We start from the raw sequence: 21,400 nt of genomic DNA on the forward strand, positions 1-21,400 counted from the left end.
TTGCTGCATTCTAACCTTGCGAACCGTTGGTCGAGAACAACCGTCATGGCAATTACCCATCAATTTGGAACTTATTTTCCTCGCCGACACCCAAAAACAGGACGTCTGAGGAACATCATCCATAAATGGAGTGAAAAAATGATCAAAAGAACCTTCGCAGCTTTCGTGGCCACTGCCGCCTTGTTGAGTGCCGGCGCGGCCATGGCCGACCGACCGGGTGCGGGATGGATCACCATCGAGAAGGCTATCGAGATTATCAAGACCAAGGCCGGTTACGTCGAAGTGTATGAGATAGAAGCCGACAACAACGGTTACTGGAAAGGCGAGGGGCGCAAAGCCGATGGCGTGGTCTACGAGTTCCGCATCGACGGTGCCTCGGGCAATGTGTTGCGCGATCAGAAAGACTGATATCACCGCGTAATAAAGCGATGCGCAGGCACCCTTGCCTGCGCATTTTTTGTCTGTCAGCTCAGCGCTTCATTCGGGCTGGTAACCGGGTCAAGTTGCCGACCCATTTCGCAGATCAGAAAAGCGATCGAATCGGCGTTGCGCAAAATTGTGTCGATGCGCGGGTGTGGATTGGATCTGCTCAGAAATGCCGTTCGCGCATCCTCGACGGTTGGGCTCTGCGTGACTTTGAGAATTTCCTTGGCGACATGCTCGATACCTGGAATCTCATCGAAGCTGATCCACTCCTGCAGTTCATTGCTCCAGCGTGCAAACAGCTCCTCGCGCGGTGTTTCGAGTGACAGGGCTTCGCGCTGGAATCGCGTCTGGTTTTCTTTCATCGCCGCGCCGTAACCGGTAATGGTGGCAATCAGGTCACTGAACGGCCGCCGGGCTTCGAGGGACGCGATGTCCACTGCCTTGTTGGCCTGATGGGCGAATTCATGGATCAGCGTGGATGCCTGGGCATGCCCCTCGACGTTGAACGGCTGGGTGAGGCCGACCTTGTACCAGTCGAGTTCCTGGTTGAAGAACTTTTCGGTGAAATGCACCATTTTCCGCGAGTCGTCATCAAGCACGAAGGCGATCAGCCCGCTGTTGCTGTATTTGTTCGAGCCGACGACGAAGCGGTCGGTGTTCATCAGGTCTTCGGTAGGGTCGACCAGGGCATTGCAGATCGGCACGATGGTCTTTTTGATCTTGGCGAGAATGTCGGCATCGATGCGTTGCACGCCGAAGAACGATTTGAGGAACGTGTCCAGTCGCGTCCCGGGGGCGTGGTTTTTCAGTTGTGCCATGTTGTGCAGGCTGTTGAGCGCATAGTACCGGGCCATGTCGACGGCCTGGGTCAACATCCGTGCCTTTTCCGGGTGCCTTGCGCGAATCTCGGCCATGCCCTGAGCCTGGATGTTCAACCAGACCCGGGCTTCTCGCTCGTTGGCGTGGCGGTTGTACATTTTGGACAAGGCTTTGCCGAAATGCACGGTGTGCCGGTCGGTATCGATAATCAGCTGTCGGGATGCCGTGTGTTGCAATACCGGGCCTGCCTGTTCGGCTCCCTTGATCTGCCAGACCGCTCCAGGCTTCTCCACTGGATAGACCTTGCCGGCGATCGGCGCATAGAGGGTTTTCGTCGGCAGATCCTCATAGGTGCCATCCGCCACTTTATGCGTCAGGTCTTTCAACGCAACCGTGGGTGTTTCGAACGTTTGCAGATTAGTGCGAGACGCCGCAGTGGGGCGAATCTCCTGCCATTTAGGCGCGCTGGGGGTTGTTGCGACGGGCTCCTGCTGAATCGATGCTTCTTTTGTAATCAATGTCGATTCCAGTGACAGCCGACCGAGAGAGATCATTTCCGCAGCGCCGGCAATGAACGTTTCCAGTGCGCGCTTCCAGTGATGATCCTGTAGCGCCTCGGCGGAGTTCATGGCGTCCTTGAAGGCTTGCCAGAGAAACTGCACATAGGCGAGTTTGCCCGGCAGCAGTCCGCGAACGAGTTTGATGCCGGAGCTGAAGAGGTTTTTCGCCACTTCCCAGTCCTCTTGTGCCGACGGCAACGAATGACTGCTCAGCAAGCGTGGCAACAACGCAAGGTTGTCACTGAACAGTTGCATCAGCGCATTGCCGTCGACAGCTTTTGACGCCAGGGTGATTTCGCTGGTTTGCCCGATACTGTCCTTGAACAGCGCGCCGAATATCGATTGTTCGCTGGCGGGCAACCGTCGCAGCAGCAAGTTCTGTAGTGCCCCCGGAATGTTGAGGGCGGAGATGACAGCAGCTTCATCGGCAAATTCGCTGAACGCTTGTTCACCGTGGTACGGCGTATACAACACTTGTGGCCCGGGTTTGCCGGATGCGGGGCCGATCAGGTACATGCCAAGAGCGGTGACGGCTTTTGCTCCGGCGGTTTTGATCAGCGCCAGTGGACGCAACAGCGCATCGGCCCCCGGCACCCTTGCGCGCGCGGTGGCATCCGGCATGTCGAGTACCTGAGTGATCAGGTCGAAGGCCATAGCGCTCAACCGCTGTTGCAGTTTCAATTGATGAGCGTGTTGCAGCAGTTGCCAGGGCAACTGACGGACATAGCGCTGTTGGCGCGCTTGTGCATCGCTATTTTTGGCTGAGAGTGCGCTGGTAAGCTTGTTGGCGAACGTCGAGCCGATATCCAGCGATAGCAGCAGACTGCGGATTGCTTGCTGGTCGATATTCTTCGGCAGCACGGCGTTCGTACCCGACGTCACCTTGAAGCTGGTTTGCTGAGCGGTGTGGCTATGATTCAGGGCGAAATCGGTGAGGCTCATGGCAGGGCCGGCCAAGGCCAGCACCGGGGTGATCGCGATTTGCCGGGGATCAAGGTCCGGTGCCTGGAAACGGCTGGACAACAATGACTGCAGGGTTTGCTGAACATAGTCATGCAGGGTCGGCAGCCCGTGCAGATAGTCTTTGTCATCAGTGACGCTGTTGCACCACTGCTCAAGTATTTCGAGGTGCAGTTGCTGATCGCCAAGTGCGGCCATGCCCAGCCATACCGGCAGCGACTGTTGCCTGCCGAGGGCTTTGGCCAATGCGCTGGCGTGATGCAGATTGCTGTCGATCACTTGCAGGCTCAGGGTCTTGAGTGCTTGATCTTCTACCGATTTCTGCAGTTTCAGGTCACGTAGCCATTTACCTCGCTGGAGAAAGTGTTCGATCGTCGATTGCATGCGGTCATGCAGCACGTTTTCGCTGATCAAATGGAAGTCAGCGAAACGGAAATTCTGGTGAAAACCTTGGCTGAGTGGTGAGAGATTCTCCAGCAATAGCAGACGTTTTTCCGGGCTGAGCAGGCGCTGGTTCAAGGCTTGCCGCGCTGTATCAATCGAGCCGAAGACTTCGAGGCCCAGCGCCGGGGTCCACAATATAGCGTGCCCAGAATGCTGATTATCGAGGCCACCGCGCTCGGTCAGCAGGAGACAGTTCGCCAGTGGCGAAAGCTCGCTCTGGCCGGTGGCCTGCAAGCTGAGTGAAAAGGCATCGGGACGGAAGCCGTTAAGGCCCTTGCGTCGAGCGCGGTCAGGTTGGCCGGGGTTGAACACCGTGTCGACAATTGCTTGCTCATGATGCTGCAGCGTACCGTTGAGTACGCGGACTCTGGCCTCACCGGTCATGCCGACAAACAACGCATGCGCCAGCTTGTCTTTAATGTTGCCCAGGTACTGGGTTTGCAACGCTGACGTTGTTAGCGGCTGTGCAAAAAATTCGTCGCTGATGGCGCTCAGCACACTGGTGAACGTCTTGAATTCGGCCGCCGCCCTATCCGCTGTCACCATCGATGGCAGCAGGCTGCCACTGAGCGCCGGGCGGGTAGTCCAGCGCTCGTCAGTATCGAGTGAGAGCAGGCGATCATGGAGCATCGAGCGGACATCCAGCGCTTTATCGAACAGCGCGCGGATGTCTACTGCACCGTCACTGTGACGAAATACCTGCAAGGCATATTCGATGTTCTGGCGTTGCTTGGTGATGATGCCGGACAGCAGCACGGCAAAGATGTCGCCAGCGATCACTTCACCTGAGACATGAGGTTCGTCGAAGCCAAGAAACTTTTGGCGTTCCTCCAGGCTCAGCAAACCATAAAGTTCCTCCTCATGGCCGGCAGCGCTGAACTTGCTCAGCAGGGTATTTTTCAGATCCTGATAATCCGCGAGCACCTGCAAACCCTGAGATGGGGTGTACAGGCAGGCGTCGGTGTGGCTGAACATCAGCGAACCTGCCAGCTCGACGAAGTTGGGCTGGTATTCCCACAAACGCACGGTTTCCAGCGTGGCTAACCGGGGGGAATCGCTATCGGGTTCGATCCATGCCAACAGGCCGGCGCATTTTTGCGCGTCGATGATGCCCGCCTCGCGCTTGAGCATAATGTCGGTGAGCGCCTGCTGGCGGAGGGCCTGAGTGAAGAAGGCATGGCGCGTATGGCCATCGGCGCTTGCGCCGCTCCAGTAAACCTCCATCTGTTTGTACAGCTGCGCCAGCAGGTTGACGGAGACGTTTTTGACTGCGCTCTCCCAATGCATTTGATCGTCAGCCTCGGCCAGCCGATGCGGATGGGAAAATACATGGGTCTGATCGGCGGGCCATCCGCCATGGCGGTAATACAGGAGCACGGCATCAGCCAGTGTCATTGAATCGGGCCAGCGTCTCGGGCGGATTGCTTCCGGGCTGTCTGCGCCTGCGTGAAAATCGAGGCGGGTCTGCGTCTGATTCACACCCGGCATCGTTGATGCCAGCAGGTCGGCGAGGATGTTCTCAAGCAGCGTGCCGAGCGCGGGCAGGTGCAACAGTTCGTCGAGCAAGGCCTGGGCATTGAGGCTTTGGCAGTGTTCGAGGGCTGCGCGTTGATCATCGAATATATCGCCGTCGATGAGCTGGGGGGTTACGGTTATACCGCGCTTTTCCAACAGATATTTACGTTGCGACAGGGCGAGAAACGCCAGTAACCGATCCTCTTCGTCAGCATCGTTGAGGCGCTGTTCGAGGTGCTCGGTCAGGACCTTGAGGCTGGCGAACTTCCGCAATCCTTCAAACGGCGTGTAAAGCAGGAAGGCGCGGTCTTCGGGAGTGGTGCTGAGGATGAAACTGCCTGCCAGCGGTAGCGCCGGTGATTCTGCGGTGTTGAGCAGCAAGCGATGGACAAGCATGGGCGGCGTTTGCTGACTGCGCAGGGCCTGGGTGGCCAGTTTTACATGCTGCAGCCAGTTGAAGTCCTGGATGGACAGGTCGTGTGCAGTGCGGAGTCCGGCCCATAGGCCAGGAGAGTCTAGAAAAAAGGGGAACAGCAGCGGAGGAACGGAAGCGGGCATTGTCGGGTCTCGATCAGGCGCCGTTGAGTGCGCCGGTGAATTGAACGGCCAGACTAAAAGCCTTGCGATGAGAGAGGGTGGTACATAGTTACCGCACGTTAGAGGCTCGAATGTGCATGGGCGCTTCGGCGAGCGCTTCGGAACGGTTGACAGCACCCGGGCCTGACGTGGTTAATCGCAGGGCAAGCTGTTCGTACGCTGTTGTTCCCTCCAATAATTAGTCTGGAGCTTCAGATGTCTGCGCCACACGATGCTGTGTCTTCTGCTGTCTCGCCCGCGTTGTCGCTCGAAGCGCTGACGCAGTTGCTCGAAAAGGTTTTCCTGCGCCACGGAACGTCCGCGCTCGTCGCCCGCACGCTGGCGGCCAACTGTGCCGGTGCCGAACGTGACGGCGCCCACAGTCACGGCGTGTTTCGTATCCCCGGTTATGTTTCGACACTTAAAAGCGGATGGGTCAACGGTCAGGCCGTGCCGCTGGTTGAGGACGTGGCGTCCGGGTTCGTGCGGGTCGATGCCGGCAACGGCTTTGCGCAACCGGCGCTTGCGGCGGCCCGCCCGCTATTAGTGGAAAAGGCACGCAACGCCGGGATCGCGGTGTTGGCAATTCGCAATTCCCATCACTTTGCCGCGCTCTGGCCGGACGTCGAGCCTTTTGCCGAAGAAGGTCTGGTGGCGCTCAGCGTGGTCAACAGCATGACCTGCGTGGTGCCGCACGGCGCCGACCGGCCGCTGTTCGGCACCAATCCGATCGCATTCGCGGCCCCGCGTGCCGGCGGCGCACCGATCGTCTTCGACCTGGCAACCAGCGCCATCGCCCATGGTGATGTGCAGATCGCCGCGCGCAAGGGCGAGCGCTTGCCGCCGGGTATGGGCGTGGACGGCCTCGGTCAGCCGACCTGCGATCCGAAAGCCATTCTTGAGGGCGGGGCGTTGCTGCCATTCGGCGGGCACAAGGGTTCGGCGCTGTCGATGATGGTGGAGTTACTCGCGGCGGCATTGACCGGCGGCCATTTTTCCTTCGAGTTCGACTGGTCGAATCATCCGGGCGCGCGGACGCCATGGACAGGTCAGTTGTTGATCGTCATCGATCCGAGCAAAGCCGCGGGGCAGGACTTTGCCGCGCGCAGTCAGGAGCTGGTGCGACAGATGCATGGGGTGGGATTGAAGCGTTTGCCGGGCGATCGCCGCCATTTGCAGCGCACCCGCTCAATGGCCGAAGGCATTGTGCTGGATGAGCAAACCTTGGCGCAGTTGCGCGAATTGGCCGCGGATTGAGTGCGTTCCGGACACGAAAAAGGCGAGCCACGGGGCTCGCCTTTTTCTTGTCTGTTACATGCTCGCGATGATTCAACGACGACCGAGCAATAACCCGACCACCAGGCCGAAGCCCGCCGAGATTGCCACTGTTTGCCACGGATGACCGCCAATGTAGCTCTCAGTGGCATCGACGGCCGGCTTGGTGCGGTCGCGCACGCTGGAAACCGAGTCCAGCGCCTGCTGCAGTTTCAGGGCAATTTGCCCGCGCAGGGTTTCCGCTTCTTCACCGACCAGCGATGCGCTGCTCTTGAGCAGTTTGTCCGATTCTTCGATCAGAGCCTGAAGTTCGCTGAAGGCCTGATCCTTGATTTGGTCTTCGGCCGCTTGAACGGCGGATTTGCGGGCCATTGGGTGACTCCTTACAGGTGAATGGACAGTGATCAATGGAGTGTGACGCAGCGTAAAAAGTTGCACTGAATTTAGGTCATGAATAAAAACCTGCGCAGGAGATTTCCGTCGAGCGTGTAAGATGTCGCCATTTTACGCAGCAGGATAATTCCCCATGAGTTTCAATCTGGCCGACAAATCCCTCGCAGAGCGCGCAGCGCTGGAAGATGAGAAATCCCGTCTGTTCGAACTCTGGCAGAACAATCTGGGCAAAGCCAAAGGCGAGGCCGCGCGGCTGTTCGGCGAGCGCGGCAAGCGTAAAGGCAAGTGGGCCGAGTGGGTGCGTGCGGAGCTGGACGGCATGTCGCCGCCGGAATTCGCCAATATGGTGCGCAGTGAAGTCAATCGCCTGATGGCGGCGAACAAGTAAGGCTTTTTACCTGAAGCTGGCGGCAATCGCCTCGCGCACTTTGACGACCACTGGATCGATCTGCGTACTGGTCCGCCAACCCAGCTCGATCGGATAGCGCGGCAAGTTCAGCGGGCAGGGCAGTAATGCCAGACCGCTGAGCGCAGCGATACCCTCGGCGGCGTGCGTCGGAATCGTCGCCACTGCCTGACTGTCCTTGAGCAGATAGGGCAGCGCCGCGAAGTGCGTCGTCGACGCGCATACCCGGCGGCTCAGGCCCAGCGCGGCCAGGCCTTCGTCGGTGATACCGATAAACCCGCCGGACGACACCAGAAGGTGCTCGCGAGCGACAAACTCCTCCAGAGTGATTTGCTGCTGCCCCGGCGCAAGGCTCGCCGGGTCGACCAGGCAGGCGTAACCCCCTTCACCCAATACCTGCCGGCTGAGCAGGCGTTCAGCAAAGCCGCCGGCGGTGATTGCCAGGTCGATACTGCGTTCCATCAACGCCCGCGCGACGATCTGACTGTGGGTCTGGCGGAAGATCAGCCGCAGTTTCGGTGCACTGCGGGCGATTTCCTCGATCAAGCGACGACCATAGGCAATTTCAAAATCATCCGACAGGCCAACCGTCACCGAGCGACCTTCGTACTGATTGGCGGCCGGGTCGACCATGGCCAGGCTTTGCCGACATTTGTTCAGCGCCTCACTGACCACCGGTTTCAGTTGATTGGCCCGGAGTGTCGGCGCCAGACCACGGCCGGTACGCACAAACAACTGATCACCATAGACCTCGCGCAATCGACGCAGCGCCGCGCTGACCGCCGATTGAGTCACGTTCAGACGCAGGGCCGCGCGGCTCGCGCTCGATTCCTCGTGCAGGGCTTCGAAGACTTTCAGCAGGTTGAGGTCGACGTTGGCGATATTCATTTGGCTCATATCATTCAGCAGTGATCAGGGCTTTATTCATGATCCCTTGGCGCCGGAGAATCAGCAACCTCTCAAGCTGATGGAGTGATCGCGATGCCCAGGTCAATTGTTGCAGCCCTGCAAATCGGCGCCTTGCCCGGCGGTAAAGGCCAAACCCTGGAACAGATTCTTGGTTGGGAAAACGCAATCATCGAAGCCGGCGCGGCACTGGTGGTGATGCCGGAAGCCGTGCTCGGTGGTTATCCGAAAGGCGAAAGTTTCGGCACGCAATTGGGCTATCGATTGCCTGAGGGGCGTGAGGCCTATGCGCGTTACTTCGCCAACGCCATCGATGTGCCGGGCGCGGAAACCGAAGCACTGGCCGGTTTGTCCGCACGCACCGGCGCCAATCTGGTGATCGGTGTGATCGAGCGGGCGGGCAGCACCTTGTATTGCACGGTGCTGTATTTCGACCCGCAAGCCGGATTGCTGGCCAGACACCGCAAACTGATGCCGACCGGCACCGAGCGGCTGATCTGGGGCAAGGGCGATGGCTCGACCTTACCGGTGCTCGACAGCCAGGTCGGCAAGCTTGGCGCGGTGGTCTGCTGGGAAAACATGATGCCATTGCTGCGCACGGCGATGTACGCCAAGGGCATCGAGGTCTGGTGCGCGCCGACCGTGGATGAGCGCGAGATGTGGCAGGTCAGCATGCGTCACATTGCGCATGAAGGGCGCTGCTTCGTGGTCAGTGCGTGCCAGGTGCAGGCGTCGCCGAATGATTTGGGGATAGACGTTGCCAATTGGCCGGCGGATCGGCCATTGATTGCCGGCGGCAGCGTGATTGTCGGGCCGATGGGCGATGTGCTGGCTGGGCCGTTGCGCGGTGAGGCCGGGCTGTTGACCGCCGAGATCGACACCGATGAACTGGTGCGCGCACGGTATGACTACGATGTGGTGGGGCACTATGCGCGGCCGGACGTGTTCGAGTTGACTGTGGATGAGCGCGCGAAACCCGGCGTACGCTTCAACACCTGATCGTTGACTTGCAACACCCTGTAGCTGCCGCAGGCTGCGGCAGCTACTACTCGTATCGCCTGGGCGTCGACCAATTTCAGCGGACGCAGGATCAGCCGCTCGGTGTCCAGCGTGGGGTGCCTTCCATAAACCTGCAGCCTCCATGATTGTGAGTAATAAAGCTTGGAGACTACGGCATTTTTACCAGGTCGCGGCAGTCGCCTTGGGCAGGCTCAGGGTGCCGCTGTCGACAAAGCGCATGGTGCCGAACACGCCACCGGCGAGCTTGCCGCGCAGCACGTAAGGCAGGTTGTCGAGGGTTTGCGTCTGGCTCAGGCCGAGTGTCTGGCGCAGTACCGAGAACGCCGAAACGCTGACCGGGACGCTGACGATGGTTTCCGAAAAACGCCCGATCGAGCCACTCTGATCGCTGACACCGGACGCCAGCGAATGGCCGTTGACCTCCAGATCCAGCGCGATGCCGTTGTAGTCGATAGCCGTTTCATCGGGGTTCTGTACGCGAATCTTGATCGCGAAGCGAACTTCCAGATCCTGGCTCGGCAAGGGTTCGAGGCCGACCACGTTGATGTTCACCGGATCACGGTTGGGGAACAGCGCACAGGCGCTGAGCGACAGCAGAAGCATTGACAGCATGACGGCGTGTAGGCGGCGCATGAACGGTCTCTCAACTAAAAAGGGCTGAACCGTTGCCGGTGCAGCCCTTTCTATCAAAAGGCCAGACGTTATCGGTTCAACTGTGCGACAGCCGCTGGCCGGGCAGGTTCACCCTTGGCCGGCATCTCCGGGTTTTCCATGACCTGAAGAATAGAAGCTTCCGGATCGAAATCGTCCTCTTCAAGCTCAATGAATTCTTCCGGCAGGAAGATATTCAGCACGATAGCGCACAACGCCCCGACGGTGATCGGCGATTCGAAAATGTTGCGCAGCGCTTGCGGCAGCTCACGCAGGACTTCCGGTACCGCCGCGATGCCCAGGCCCATGCCCAGCGAAATGGCAACGATGAGCATGTTGCGCCGATGCAGACCGGCTTCAGCGAGGATCTTGATACCGGCGACGGCGACGGTGCCGAACATCACCAGTTCGGCGCCACCCAGCACCGGTTTTGGCATCAACTGCAACACCGCGCCGATCATCGGGAACAGGCCCAGTATCACCAGCAGACCGGCAATGAAGAAGGCGACGTAACGGCTGGCCACACCGGTCAACTGAATCACCCCGTTGTTCTGCGCAAAGGTCACCATCGGCATGCTGTTGAACACCGCAGCCATAGCCGAGTTGAGGCCGTCGGCGAGCAGGCCGGACTTGATGCGGCGGATGTACAGCGGGCCTTTGACCGGTTGCCGCGAGATCATCGAGTTGGCGGGCAGATCGCCCGCAGCTTCCAGCGGCGACACGAGGAAAATCACCGCGACCGGGACGAAAGCCACCCAGTCGAAATTGAAACCGTATTTGAACGGCACCGGTACGCTGACCAGCGGTACCTCAGGCATCGAGGCGAAATCCACCGTGCCCATCAACCAGGCCACCACGTAGCCAAGCGTCAGCCCGATGACGATTGCGCCCAGGCGCAGGAACGGCACGTCGACGCGGTTCAGCACAACGATCGTGCCGATCACCAGTGCCGCGAGAAACAGATGGCTGGATGCGCCCAGATCCGCTGCGCCAAAACCGCCGGCAATGTCGGTCATCGCCACTTTGATCAACGACAGGCCCATCAAGGTGATGATTGTGCCAGTCACTACCGGCGTGATCAGCATGCGCAGTTTGCCGATGAACTGGCTGAGCACCACTTCGATGAACGCGGCGAAGAAGCACACACCGAAGATTGTCGAGAGAATCTCGTCAGTGCCGCCGCCGCGAGCCTTGACCATGAATCCGGCGCTGAGAATCACGCTGATAAAGGAAAAACTGGTGCCTTGCAGACACAACAACCCCGAACCGACCGGGCCGAACCGCTTGGCCTGGACGAAAGTACCGAGGCCAGAGACGAACAGCGCCATGCTGATCAGGTAGGGGATTTCGCTGTGCAGGCCGAGGGCGCCGCCCATGATCAGGGTCGGGGTGATGATGCCGACAAAGCTGGCCAATACGTGTTGCAGCGCGGCAAACACGGTGGCGGTCAGGTGCGGACGGTCGTTGAGGCCGTAGAGCAGATCGTTGTTGCGTGGGACTTTTTCAGAGGCGGTCATGGTGTTTTGCGCGCCGTGAGGCGAGGCCGGGTCAGAAAATGGAGGCGCAGAATGCCGGAAGAGGGCAGCGAGGGCAACGAGCAATAATTGCCTGAAAGGTCAGGTTTTATTGGAGTGAGGAGCCGAACCCATTCTGTAGGAGCTGCCGGAGGCTGCGATCTTTTGATTTTGTTTTTTTGGATCAAGATCAAAAGATCGCAGCCTCCGGCAGCTCCTGCACAGGTTTGAAGGCCGCCAATAAGTCCTGTTCAAACGCTTTTTGCGCATCCCCCGGCACCTGCGCCCGATGCCGGGCCAGATGAAACGCCACCTCAAAGCTCAACGCGCCTTCACGCACGGTGCGCAGCAACCCTTTGTCCTGCCAGCCCCGCGCATAGTGATCGGGCAGATAGCCGACGTGTTTGCCCGACAGGATAAAGGCAAGAGTGCCTTCGACTTGTTCCGAACGCGCCGAACAGACCTTGCCCTGAAACGGCTCGTCGCTGCGCAGAAAACGGTAGGGATGATCGACCCGGTCACACGCCTCAAGCGCCGCATCGTTCGGTGCCGGATCGCTGAATAACGGATGCCCCGGCGCACAATACAAATGCTGGGTTTCACTGAATAACTGGCAATAGTCGAATGCACTTTGCACCTGCGAAAAATATCCGATCGCCAGGTCCAGCCGCTGTTGCAGCAGCAGGCGCTCCATCTCAGCGGGCATCGCGCTGATCAGCTCGATGCGTACCGACTCGTCACGCTCGCGAAACCGCCGGATCGCCTCGGCGACGCGCTGCAGTACCGATTGTCCGACCGCCTCGGAAATGCCCAGACGCACTTCGCCGATCAAGCGTCCAGCGACACCGTTGGATTGATGGCGAAACGTTTCGATCGATTCAAACAGACTGCGTGCCGCCAGCAACAATTGCTCGCCTTTGGGCGTCACGCTGAAACCTCCTTTGCCCCGGCTGCACAGGCGATAGCCGAGGCGGGTTTCGAGTTTGGCCATTTGCTGGCTGATGCTTGATTGACTCAGACCCAGATCACCCTGTGCGGCGCTGAAACCGCCGCATTCAACCACGCGGACGAACAGGCGCAGCAACTGCAGATCGACATCGTGGAGTTGACCGAGCATCACATTACTCCGGGGTAAAGTTAGGATAATTATTCGGCTATTTTTCTAATGTATGCGACGGCGCATTCTGCCACCACTTTCTCCGGTCAGGTGTTCGTCATGGCTCCCGTGTTCAAGCTGTGTTTCCCCGCGCTGTTGTTGTCCGTGGTCATCAATGCTCAGGCCGAGGAGAAAACCCTCAATCTCTATAGCTGGGCCGATTACGTGCCGCCGCAAACCCTGCAGCGTTTCGAGCAGGAAACCGGCATTCACGTGCGTTACGACACCTTCGATACCTCTGAGGTACTGGAAACCAAACTGCTCACTGGCGGCAGCGGTTACGACGTGGTGGTGCCGTCGTCCAGTGTGCTGGCGCGCGGTTTGGCGGCGGGGGCCATGAAGGAGATCGCCCGTGAGGGACTCAAGGGCTACGCCAATCTTGATCCGGATCTGCTGGAAAAACTTGCCGCTGTCGACCCCGGCAACCGTTATGGCGTGCCTTATACCTGGGGCACTCTGGGCTTGGGCATCAACGTCGAAGCGGTGCAGCAGCGGCTGCCCGATGTGCCGCTGAACAGCCTTGATCTGCTGTTCAGGCCCGAATACGCGAGCAAGCTCAAGGACTGCGGGATTGCGATCCTCGATTCGCCTCAAGAGGTCATCGGCCTGGCGCTGCACTATCTGGGCAAAGATCCCTACAGCACCGACAAGCATGATCTTGCCGCCGCCGAGGCGTTGTTGCAGAAACTGCAACCGTCAGTGCTCTATGTCGCCACCGGTCGGCAGATCAATGATCTGGCCAGCGGCAATGTTTGCCTGGCACTGACCTACAACGGTGACGCAAGCATGGCCGCCGACCAGGCGCGCAAGGCCAACAAACCGTTCGAAGTGGCTTATCGCATTCCGAAGGAAGGCACGCTGGTCTGGCAGGACAATCTGGCGATTCCCAAGGATGCGCCGCATCCCCAGGCCGCGCGCGCGTTCATCGAGTTCATGTTGCGCCCCGACTCGGTGGCCGAGCTGACCAACACGCTGTTTTTTGGCCACTGCCAACCAGGCAGCGACACCGCTGGTGGATGAGGCGGTGCGCAATGACCCCGACATCTACCCACCGGCCGACGTGCGTAATCGGCTGTACGCCGACCGCAGCATGAGCCTCAAGGACATGCGTCAGCGTACGCGTCTGTGGACCACTTTCCGTAGCCATCAATAACAAAAGGAGCGCCGAGATGGACGTGCCAATGCAGAACGATCAGGCGATGACTCGCGATAGCCTCTACGGCACCGCCGCCGAAAGCACCTACGCCGGCATCACCAGTTTCATGCGCCGGCGCTACAGCCGGGATTTGCGCGGCGTCGATGTCGCTGTCAGCGGCGTCCCGTTCGACACCGCCACCAGCAACCGTCCCGGCGCACGTTTCGGGCCACGCGGGATTCGCGCGGCGTCCACCGGGATTGCCTGGGAGCGCCACTGGCCGTGGGCGTTCGACCCGTTCGATCATTTGGCCGTCGTCGATTATGGCGACTGCAATTTCGATTACGGCTCACCGCACAGCATCCCGGAAAGCATCGAAGCTCATGCCGAGCACATTCTCAATGCCGGCAGCGCCATGCTCACCTTCGGCGGCGACCATTTCATCAGTTACCCGCTGCTCAAGGCCCATGCGCGCAAATATGGCAGGCTGTCGCTGATCCATTTCGATGCGCACAGCGACACCTGGCCGGACGAGGAGGGCAAGCGTGTCGATCACGGCACCATGTTCTGGCATGCCGCGCGTGAGGGGCTGGTTGATCCGGCGCGTTCGGTGCAGATCGGCTTGCGCACCACCAATGATGATCACATGGGGTTTCAGGTGCTCGATGCACGACAAGTGCACCGGCGTGGCTGCGAGGCGATCGTCGAAGCGATTCGCGCACGGGTCGGCGATAACCCGGTGTACCTGACGTTCGATATCGACTGCCTCGATCCGGCTTTCGCGCCCGGCACCGGGACGCCGGTGTGCGGTGGTCTGAGTACGGTGCAGGCACTGGAGATTCTCGGTGGTTTGCGCGGAATCAATCTGGTCGGCATGGACGTTGTCGAAGTCGCCCCGGCGTACGATCACGCCGACGTCACCTCACTGGCCGCCGCCACGTTGGCGATGGAAATGCTCTGCCTCTACGCCGCCCGACACAAAGTCGATCACTGATTGAGCCTGCTCGCGAAGACGCCAGTTCAGCCAGTCTGTTTCTAACTGACCTAGCGCCTTCGTGAGCAGACTCCAACCGTCTTACGCCACCGGAACCTTAGGCAAATCCAGTATCTGCGAACCGGTAAAACGCGGTGTCGAGCTGACAATCGTCTCGTGGGGAACACCCGCCGCCGTGCTGCTGATGACATCGAGTCGGGCCAGTTGATCATCGCTCAATTGCACGTCGAGTGCACCCAGGGTGGCATCGAGTTGTTCACGGGTGCGCGACCCAAGGATCGGAATCAGCGCAGTGGTCGAGCGTTTGGCTTTTTCCCGCAGCCAGGCAATGGCGACGTGGGTCGGGCTGGCGTCGAGTTCTGCGGCGACGGCAAGCAAGGTGTCGAGGAGGGCGGTTTCCCGCGCGCTTTTTTCCGCATGCACCAACATGCCGAGTTTGGCGGCACGGTTGTTGTCATCGCTGTTGCGATATTTGCCGGTGAGGAAGCCGCCGCCCAGTGGTGACCACAGCGTGGCTGCCAAACCGAGGGCTTCCGCCATGGGCAGCAATTCGCGCTCGGCGCTACGTTCGGCCAGGCTGTATTCGACCTGAATCGCCGCAATTGGCGCGAAGCCGCGGATCTCCGCGAGCAGGTCGGCGCGAGCAATGCGCCATGCCGGAAAGTTTGACAGTCCGGCGTAATGAATTTTCCCCGCGCGTACAAGGTCATCAAACCCACGCAGGATTTCTTCCATGGGCGTCACGCCATCGCTGATATGCGCCCAGAACAGATCAATGTGATCGGTGTTCAGACGTTTCAGACTCTCTTCGACCGCGCGCACCATATTTTTACGGCTGTTGCCGGTGTGGGAAATGCCGTCTGCCGGTGTAGTACCCATACTGTATTTGGTGGCGATCACCAGATGATCACGCTCCGGGGCAATGAATTCACTGAGCATCGATTCCGATTGCCCACCTTGATAGCCATTGGCGGTATCAATGAAGTTGCCCCCGGCATCGAGATAGCCATCAAAGATGCGTTTGGCTTCATCACGTTCCGCGCCATGGCCCCAGCCGGTGCCGAAGTTGCCGGCGCCCAGCGCCAATTCTGAAACGCGCAGGCCGGTTTTACGGCCAAAAACCTTGTAGTGCATGGCAACGCCCTCGATGAAGATCGCTCAGTGGAAATAAAATTACGAGCGAAATATGAGGTCAATATGATGCTGGTAATATTTGCTGTCAAGACGCATGTCGCTCAACGGTCAGTCATCGCAGTGCAAGCTTGCGCTGTCGCCGTTGCCGGCACGCCAGCGTAACCAGCAGGGGAAAACCGCACGGCTGGATATCTCCCTGTGAGCATCGTGGCATACTGCCGCGCATGACTTTCGACTCCCCTTTAAGTGCCTGGCAAAACGCTGTTCAACACAACGGCTTCATCCAGGATGAAGCCCAGGAACACGCGGTCTGGGTGTTACAGAAATGCCACGAAGCCTTGCATGCCGGTGACCATTCGGTCACCGGCGTTTATCTGTGGGGGCCGGTCGGGCGCGGCAAGACCTGGCTGATGGATCAGTTCTATCAGAGCCTTCGGGTGCCGGCCCGGCGTCAACACTTTCATCATTTCATGGGCTGGGTGCATCAGCGTTCTTTCCAGTTGACCGGCATCGCCGACCCGTTGCGCGCGCTGGCCAAAGAACTGGCGAATGAAGTGCGGGTCCTGTGTTTCGACGAACTGTTCGTCAATGACATCGGCGACGCGATCATTCTCGGCCGTTTGTTTCAGGTGATGTTCGACGAGGGCGTCGTCGTGGTTTGCACCTCCAATCTGCCGCCAGATGAACTGTATGCCGATGGGTTCAATCGTGACCGCTTTACCCCGGCGATTACCGCGCTCAAGGCGCATATGCAAGTTGTCCCGGTCAATGGCGCCGAGGACCATCGCTTGCACCCTGGCGCCATCGAGCAACGTTACTTTGTCACCACGCCGGATTCGGCCAGCGCACTGAGCGAGGTGTTTCAGGCGCTGACACAGGGACAGAGCTCCAGCAGCGAACCCGTGCCGGTCGGCCATCGGATTCTGAACGTGGTTCAGGCCAGTGAGTCGGTGCTGTGGTGCCGCTACGCTGATCTTTGCGAACAACCGTTTGCCGCCATGGATTTCATCGCGCTGTGCGATAGCTATCGGGCTATTCTGATGAGCGACGTGCCCAATCTCAGCGCCCGGAAACGCGAAGGCCGCATTGCCCGAGGCACCGAGGACGGCGCTCAGCGGGTGATCGCCGGGGATCGCGAACTGCCGCAATTGTCAGTGCATGACGACGGCGTGCGCCGCTTCATTGCGCTGGTCGACGAGTGCTACGACCGCAAAGTGCCGCTGTACATCGAGGCGCAGGTGCCAATGGACGCGTTGTACACCGAGGGTTATCTGGAATTTCCCTTCCGCCGGACCCTCAGCCGCTTGCAGGAGATGCAATTGCAGCGTTTTGCCAACGCTTGAGTGAAGAGGGCGCCACCATGAGTCAACCGCTATCCCATCACTTGCTGACCATGGCCTATCAAAACGCCTGGGCCAATCACCGCTTGGCCAAGGCCTGGTCGCAACTTGACGACGCCGAGCTGGCCGCGCCCCGGATGAGTTTTTTCCCGAGTATTCGCCTGACCCTCAATCACATCCTGACCTGCGACTGGTTCTACGTTGACGCATTGGAACGCGAACGGCGCGGCGCCGAGCCGCATCCTGACTGTTATGTGTTTTTCAATCAGGACGAGCCGTTCTCCGAAGCTGCCCCGTTGCGTGAACAACAGGCGCACGTTGATCGGCGTCTGATCGCCTATTGCGAGCAATTACGCGATGCGGACCTTGCCCGCATCGTCACCATCGCCCGCGACACACCGCAGCACGACAGCCGACTGCGCATGCTGTCGCACCTGTTCGAGCACCAGATCCATCACCGTGGCCAAGTGCACGCGATGCTTAGCGGTACGTCGGTGAAACCGCCGCAACTGGACGAGTTTTTTTGTGCCGGTGAAAGTGCCCTGCGTGCGCAGGACTTCGTCGAGCTCGGCTGGACTGAAGCGTTGATTTGGGGGCATTGATAACAGCAAAAGATCGCAGCCTTCGGCAGCTCCTACAGAGAGTACGGTATTTCAATGTAGGAGCTGCCGAAGGCTGCGATCTTTTGATCTTTTGATCTTTTGCTGTTGCGGGTTGCCCGGCGGATCACGCCCGCGCTAAGGTCGAGCGGCCTATCAGCGTGCACTTTGCGCGCCGGGGCATTTGTGTGTTCGGGGATGGAAATGGATTCCGCAGAGATTCTTGTGCTTCAAGCCAGCTACACCAATCCACTGCACGCCGAGGCCATCGGCATCGTGCTCAATCATTACGCCGAAGACCCTATGGGTGGCGGTCATTCGCTGGATCCCGATCTGCTACGGCGCTTGCCGGAAGAATTGGCCCGTCGACCGCACGCATTCAGTGTGCTGGCCTTTGTCGGTGGCGAGCCGGCAGGGTTGGTGAACTGTTTCGAGGGGTTTTCGACGTTTGCCTGCAAACCCTTGGTCAACGTGCACGACGTAGCGGTGGTAGGCAAATTTCGTGGACTTGGTCTGAGTCAGAAAATGCTACGCAAAGTCGAGGACATCGCCCGCCAGCGCGGCTGCTGCAAGATCACCCTCGAAGTGCTCGAAGGTAACGCCGTGGCGCAGAACGCCTACGGCAAATTCGGCTTCGCGCCAGGCATGTTCAATCCGGAGCACGGGCGCATGCTGTTCTGGATCAAGGAACTGCAGGCATAAAAAAAGGCGCCCGAAGAGGGCGCCCAACTGTCTTCTCCCAGGCCAGAGCGGAGACTTGGGAGGTCCATCGGTTGCTCGGTGAATCTCAGTTGCGATAGGACTCGGTCACCTGCGCAGTCTGATCGGCGGGAACGCGAATTTCTTTCGCGTTGGCGTCGCTCTGCTGCTCGCTCGGGGCGTGGTGAACCGGGAAGTTGTCGTAGTAATAACGCATGCGCTCAGCGCCGCCTTCGGCAAAGACGCTGGCAGAACCCAGGGCGAATAGCCCGGTAAGGATTGCGGTAGTGATTTTCATGGTGCCTCCTACTGAACAAGTCGGAGCCGTTCGTCCATGAAGCAGAACTCGGGGGAGATTTTCTCCCCGCGCAATTAACTCGGGGTTAAGTGCACCTGTGGCGAGAGGGCTTGCCCCGTCGGGTCGCGAAGCGACTCGCGCTTTTGATGGCAAAAAGCAGGGGCCTGCTGCGCAGTCCAACGGGGGCAAGCCCCCTCGCCACAGGGTTAGTGGCGTGTTGAAGGGATCAGAGCTTCCAGTCGAGGCTCAATGTCACTGTGCGTGGATCACCCCAGTACACGCCGTTGTAGAAGCCGACGTTGTCGTAATATTTCTTGTCGAACAGGTTGTCGACGTTCAGCGATGCCGAAAGGTGCTTGTCGAACTCATAGCGCGACATCAGGTTGACCACGGTGTAGGCGTCCTGATTGATCCGCGTACGTTCGGTGGTGATCCGCCCGTTGGCGCCGCGCCCGACCGGGCGGTTGGCGGTGCGGTAGACGTCGCTCTGCCAGTTCACGGTGCCGCCGACAGTCAGGGCGTTCCAGTTGCCCGGCAAATGATACGCCGTGGACAAACGGAACATGTTCAATGGCTGGTTGGTGTTGCTGCGTTGCTTTTCGCCATCGGCGGAGTGGGTGTAGGTGTAGCCGGCGGTCATGTTCCAGCCGTTGAGAATCTCACCCGAGACCTCGGCTTCGAAACCATTGACCTTGTTACCCTTGCCGCCGCTCTTGTAGAACTCTTCGCCGGTGACGGGATCCGGTGCGACCGAATCGTCGATTTCGGCAAAGTTGTCCTGTTTGCTCCAGAACAACGCTGTCGACAGGTTCAGGCGCTCCTCCAACAGGCTGCCCTTGAGACCCAGTTCGTAATTGCTGCCAACGACCGGATCGAGGTAGTTGCGACTGCTGTCGCGATTGCTCTGCGGTTTGAAGATGTCGGTGTAGCTGACGTACGCGGTGTATTCCGGTGTCAGGTCATAGAGCAGGCCGGCATAAGGTGTCCAGACGTCGTTCTGGCTCTGACTGGTGGCATCGATCCTGGTCAACTGCAACTGACTGTTGTAGTAGCTGTCCCGACTGGATTCCTCCCAACTGCCGTAGCGGCTGCCGAGCACGGCATGTAATCGGTCAGTGAAACTCAGGCGTGTTGCCAGATAACCGGCCTTTTGCCGGGTTTTGCCTTTTGAGCCGCTCAGGCCGGTAACGGTATCAGGGAATTTGGCGATATCGCCCATGTACTTCCAGTCACGGATGCTTTCGTAATCCGCTGCACGCGGGCCGTCGTAGGCATAGGGCGAATCGGCGCGGCGCTCGGCTTCGCCATAGCCGAACATCATTTCGTGTTCGCGTCCGAGCAGTGAATAGGGGCCCGAGACGTTGAAGTCATAAGCCTTCATGCTCTGCTCGCCGATCATGTGTCCCATGTAGGCGCTCATGCCGCTGCGGTCGGCTTCGGGGAAGCCGCCACCGCCGTAGTAAGTCTTGCCGTCGCTGTCACTGTTGCGATGGGTATACGCGGCTTTCAGATGCCAGCCCGCTGCCAGTTGCTGGTCGAGCGTGGCGAAAGCGGTCTTGTCGCGCAGCGGCCAGGAACTCCACGAAGTCGCCATGTTGGTCGAGCGACCGAGTCCGGCTTTGCTGCCATCGGCATTCCAGTACGGTACGGTGCCCCAGGCGGTGCCTTGCACGTGTTTGTCCTGATAGTCGTAACCGACGGCCAGCACAGTGGACTCGCTCAGGTCGGCTTCGAGAATGCCGTAGCCGACTTCGCGTTGCAGCGCGTATTTGTCGCGGATTGACTGGCTGTCGCGATAAGCCAGTACCGTCCGTCCACGCAAGCGGCCGTCGAAGGCCAGCGGGCCACCGACGTCGACGTAGCTGTAGTAATCGTCGTAGCTGCCGCCGCTGACGCCGGCCAGCGCCTGTAACCGGGTGGTCGGTCGTTTGCGCACCATGTTGATGGTCGCCGAAGGGTCGCCTGCACCGGTGGTCAACCCCGTCGCCCCGCGAACCACTTCGATGCGGTCGTAGATGATGGTATCGGAATCGGATTTCATCCGGTCGAAGGTGTTGAGCATGCCGTCAATCTGGAAATTGTTGATTGAATAGCCGCGCGAGGAATAGTCGACTCGGTCCGAGTCAAGGTGTTGTACGACAATACCGGTGGTCTGTCTCATGGCCTCGGACAATGTACCGAGTTTGAAATCATCCATCTGTTGGCGAGTCACCACCGACACCGATTGCGGTGTTTCCTTGATCGACAGGTTCATCCTTGTCGCAGTGCTCATCGCACCAGTGGTGTACGCATCGGTGTTTTCGGTCGTGGTGCCCAGGCCTTGAGCAGTGACATTGGTTGAGGCCAGTTCCAGTGCTGAACTGGCGGGCTCTGGCGATTTTTCAGTCGCGTTTTCAGCCAGCAGTTCGGCGCTCAAAGCAGCGCTGCACATGCCAAGCGTGAGGGTCATGGAACGGGTGATGGGCGCGAACATCGCAGCCGACTCCTTGTCTTCGAGGGAAAAAATCCGTTTGTTCAAAGACGAAGCGAGGACCTGCGATTTAGTGTCAAACGAGAAATATTATTATTTGAAAGCGTTTT

Annotated in this window: 17 protein-coding genes and 1 pseudogene; 9 read left to right on the plus strand and 9 right to left on the minus strand. The window is 59.2% G+C overall.

Going from position 1 to position 21,400, the window contains the following annotated elements; genetic code table 11:
- The first annotated feature begins 138 nt into the window (after nt 1-138).
- Nucleotides 139-408 (plus strand): PepSY domain-containing protein, encoded by a 270-nt coding sequence (locus tag AK821_RS19145; RefSeq protein ID WP_064391107.1) that lies wholly within the window; start codon nt 139-141, stop codon nt 406-408.
- Nucleotides 409-464: 56 nt separating this feature from the next.
- Here the strand turns inward: AK821_RS19145 and AK821_RS19150 are convergent, their stop codons facing one another.
- Nucleotides 465-5,282, minus strand: coding sequence for a dermonecrotic toxin domain-containing protein (locus tag AK821_RS19150; protein WP_064391108.1), 4,818 nt, complete (start codon nt 5,280-5,282; stop codon nt 465-467).
- 234 nt (nt 5,283-5,516) lie between these two features.
- Here AK821_RS19150 and AK821_RS19155 point away from each other — a divergent pair, with 234 nt between their 5' ends.
- The gene (locus tag AK821_RS19155; RefSeq protein ID WP_064391109.1) at nt 5,517-6,557 is read left to right on the plus strand and encodes an Ldh family oxidoreductase; all 1,041 of its coding nucleotides are present in this window, start codon (nt 5,517-5,519) and stop codon (nt 6,555-6,557) included.
- Between the two features lie 72 nt (nt 6,558-6,629).
- Here the strand turns inward: AK821_RS19155 and AK821_RS19160 are convergent, their stop codons facing one another.
- On the minus strand, nt 6,630-6,947 hold the full coding sequence (locus AK821_RS19160; protein ID WP_016982860.1) for a DUF883 family protein: 318 nt from the start codon (nt 6,945-6,947) through the stop codon (nt 6,630-6,632).
- Nucleotides 6,948-7,101: 154 nt separating this feature from the next.
- Here AK821_RS19160 and AK821_RS19165 point away from each other — a divergent pair, with 154 nt between their 5' ends.
- Nucleotides 7,102-7,356, plus strand: coding sequence for a hypothetical protein (locus AK821_RS19165; protein WP_007917411.1), 255 nt, complete (start codon nt 7,102-7,104; stop codon nt 7,354-7,356).
- A gap of 6 nt (nt 7,357-7,362) precedes the next feature.
- Here AK821_RS19165 and AK821_RS19170 read toward each other — a convergent pair whose 3' ends face one another.
- On the minus strand, nt 7,363-8,271 hold the full coding sequence (locus AK821_RS19170; protein WP_064391110.1) for a LysR family transcriptional regulator: 909 nt from the start codon (nt 8,269-8,271) through the stop codon (nt 7,363-7,365).
- 84 nt (nt 8,272-8,355) lie between these two features.
- On the opposite strand from AK821_RS19170, the gene AK821_RS19175 reads away from it, so the two are divergent.
- Entirely contained in the window at nt 8,356-9,279 is a 924-nt protein-coding gene (locus AK821_RS19175) for a carbon-nitrogen hydrolase family protein (protein ID WP_064391111.1), read from the plus strand.
- 180 nt (nt 9,280-9,459) lie between these two features.
- On the opposite strand, the gene AK821_RS19180 is transcribed toward AK821_RS19175, so the two are convergent.
- The 3 genes from AK821_RS19180 to AK821_RS19190 all read right to left on the minus strand — a co-directional run bounded on the left by AK821_RS19180 (nt 9,460) and on the right by AK821_RS19190 (nt 12,582).
- Nucleotides 9,460-9,933, minus strand: coding sequence for an LEA type 2 family protein (locus AK821_RS19180; RefSeq protein WP_064391112.1), 474 nt, complete (start codon nt 9,931-9,933; stop codon nt 9,460-9,462).
- Between the two features lie 68 nt (nt 9,934-10,001).
- Nucleotides 10,002-11,468 (minus strand): nucleobase:cation symporter-2 family protein, encoded by a 1,467-nt coding sequence (locus tag AK821_RS19185; RefSeq protein ID WP_064391113.1) that lies wholly within the window; start codon nt 11,466-11,468, stop codon nt 10,002-10,004.
- Between the two features lie 187 nt (nt 11,469-11,655).
- The gene (locus AK821_RS19190) at nt 11,656-12,582 is read right to left on the minus strand and encodes a LysR family transcriptional regulator (protein WP_064391114.1); all 927 of its coding nucleotides are present in this window, start codon (nt 12,580-12,582) and stop codon (nt 11,656-11,658) included.
- Nucleotides 12,583-12,681: 99 nt separating this feature from the next.
- Between AK821_RS19190 and AK821_RS19195 the strand changes: the two are divergent.
- Together AK821_RS19195 and speB are read left to right on the plus strand one after the other, a co-directional pair.
- Nucleotides 12,682-13,774 (plus strand): annotated as a pseudogene (locus tag AK821_RS19195) (polyamine ABC transporter substrate-binding protein).
- A 16-nt stretch (nt 13,775-13,790) separates the two neighbouring features.
- Entirely contained in the window at nt 13,791-14,750 is a 960-nt protein-coding gene (speB, locus tag AK821_RS19200) for an agmatinase (protein WP_064391115.1), read from the plus strand.
- Nucleotides 14,751-14,831: 81 nt separating this feature from the next.
- Here the strand turns inward: speB and AK821_RS19205 are convergent, their stop codons facing one another.
- The gene (locus tag AK821_RS19205) at nt 14,832-15,884 is read right to left on the minus strand and encodes an aldo/keto reductase (protein WP_064391116.1); all 1,053 of its coding nucleotides are present in this window, start codon (nt 15,882-15,884) and stop codon (nt 14,832-14,834) included.
- Nucleotides 15,885-16,108: 224 nt separating this feature from the next.
- Here AK821_RS19205 and zapE point away from each other — a divergent pair, with 224 nt between their 5' ends.
- The 3 genes from zapE to AK821_RS19220 all read left to right on the plus strand — a co-directional run bounded on the left by zapE (nt 16,109) and on the right by AK821_RS19220 (nt 18,525).
- Nucleotides 16,109-17,227, plus strand: a complete 1,119-nt coding sequence (zapE, locus tag AK821_RS19210; protein ID WP_064391117.1) for a cell division protein ZapE — start codon at nt 16,109-16,111, stop codon at nt 17,225-17,227.
- A 17-nt stretch (nt 17,228-17,244) separates the two neighbouring features.
- Complete coding sequence (locus AK821_RS19215) at nt 17,245-17,826, plus strand: DinB family protein (RefSeq protein ID WP_064391171.1); 582 nt, start codon at nt 17,245-17,247, stop codon at nt 17,824-17,826.
- Between the two features lie 201 nt (nt 17,827-18,027).
- On the plus strand, nt 18,028-18,525 hold the full coding sequence (locus AK821_RS19220) for a GNAT family N-acetyltransferase (protein ID WP_064391118.1): 498 nt from the start codon (nt 18,028-18,030) through the stop codon (nt 18,523-18,525).
- An 85-nt stretch (nt 18,526-18,610) separates the two neighbouring features.
- Here the strand turns inward: AK821_RS19220 and AK821_RS19225 are convergent, their stop codons facing one another.
- The gene (locus AK821_RS19225; RefSeq protein ID WP_064391119.1) at nt 18,611-18,820 is read right to left on the minus strand and encodes a hypothetical protein; all 210 of its coding nucleotides are present in this window, start codon (nt 18,818-18,820) and stop codon (nt 18,611-18,613) included.
- A 226-nt stretch (nt 18,821-19,046) separates the two neighbouring features.
- The gene (locus AK821_RS19230; RefSeq protein ID WP_064391120.1) at nt 19,047-21,293 is read right to left on the minus strand and encodes a TonB-dependent siderophore receptor; all 2,247 of its coding nucleotides are present in this window, start codon (nt 21,291-21,293) and stop codon (nt 19,047-19,049) included.
- Nucleotides 21,294-21,400 lie beyond the last annotated feature (107 nt).

The sequence above is a fragment of the Pseudomonas sp. RIT-PI-r genome (assembly GCF_001297015.1).
Taxonomy (GTDB): domain Bacteria; phylum Pseudomonadota; class Gammaproteobacteria; order Pseudomonadales; family Pseudomonadaceae; genus Aquipseudomonas.

Excerpts from the sequence above, each read along its gene's own strand:
- AK821_RS19175 (WP_064391111.1), top strand. The coding sequence starts at position 8,356 with ATGCCCAGGTCAATTGTTGCAGCCCTGCAAATCGGCGCCTTGCCCGGC.
- AK821_RS19190 (WP_064391114.1), bottom strand. The coding sequence starts at position 12,582 with ATGCTCGGTCAACTCCACGATGTCGATCTGCAGTTGCTGCGCCTGTTC.
- AK821_RS19150 (WP_064391108.1), bottom strand. The coding sequence starts at position 5,282 with ATGCCCGCTTCCGTTCCTCCGCTGCTGTTCCCCTTTTTTCTAGACTCT.
- AK821_RS19145 (WP_064391107.1), top strand. The coding sequence starts at position 139 with ATGATCAAAAGAACCTTCGCAGCTTTCGTGGCCACTGCCGCCTTGTTG.
- AK821_RS19230 (WP_064391120.1), bottom strand. The coding sequence starts at position 21,293 with ATGTTCGCGCCCATCACCCGTTCCATGACCCTCACGCTTGGCATGTGC.
- zapE (WP_064391117.1), top strand. The coding sequence starts at position 16,109 with ATGACTTTCGACTCCCCTTTAAGTGCCTGGCAAAACGCTGTTCAACAC.
- AK821_RS19160 (WP_016982860.1), bottom strand. The coding sequence starts at position 6,947 with ATGGCCCGCAAATCCGCCGTTCAAGCGGCCGAAGACCAAATCAAGGAT.
- AK821_RS19225 (WP_064391119.1), bottom strand. The coding sequence starts at position 18,820 with ATGAAAATCACTACCGCAATCCTTACCGGGCTATTCGCCCTGGGTTCT.
- AK821_RS19185 (WP_064391113.1), bottom strand. The coding sequence starts at position 11,468 with ATGACCGCCTCTGAAAAAGTCCCACGCAACAACGATCTGCTCTACGGC.
- AK821_RS19215 (WP_064391171.1), top strand. The coding sequence starts at position 17,245 with ATGAGTCAACCGCTATCCCATCACTTGCTGACCATGGCCTATCAAAAC.
- AK821_RS19165 (WP_007917411.1), top strand. The coding sequence starts at position 7,102 with ATGAGTTTCAATCTGGCCGACAAATCCCTCGCAGAGCGCGCAGCGCTG.
- AK821_RS19205 (WP_064391116.1), bottom strand. The coding sequence starts at position 15,884 with ATGCACTACAAGGTTTTTGGCCGTAAAACCGGCCTGCGCGTTTCAGAA.
- AK821_RS19155 (WP_064391109.1), top strand. The coding sequence starts at position 5,517 with ATGTCTGCGCCACACGATGCTGTGTCTTCTGCTGTCTCGCCCGCGTTG.
- AK821_RS19170 (WP_064391110.1), bottom strand. The coding sequence starts at position 8,271 with ATGAGCCAAATGAATATCGCCAACGTCGACCTCAACCTGCTGAAAGTC.
- speB (WP_064391115.1), top strand. The coding sequence starts at position 13,791 with ATGGACGTGCCAATGCAGAACGATCAGGCGATGACTCGCGATAGCCTC.
- AK821_RS19180 (WP_064391112.1), bottom strand. The coding sequence starts at position 9,933 with ATGCGCCGCCTACACGCCGTCATGCTGTCAATGCTTCTGCTGTCGCTC.
- AK821_RS19220 (WP_064391118.1), top strand. The coding sequence starts at position 18,028 with ATGGATTCCGCAGAGATTCTTGTGCTTCAAGCCAGCTACACCAATCCA.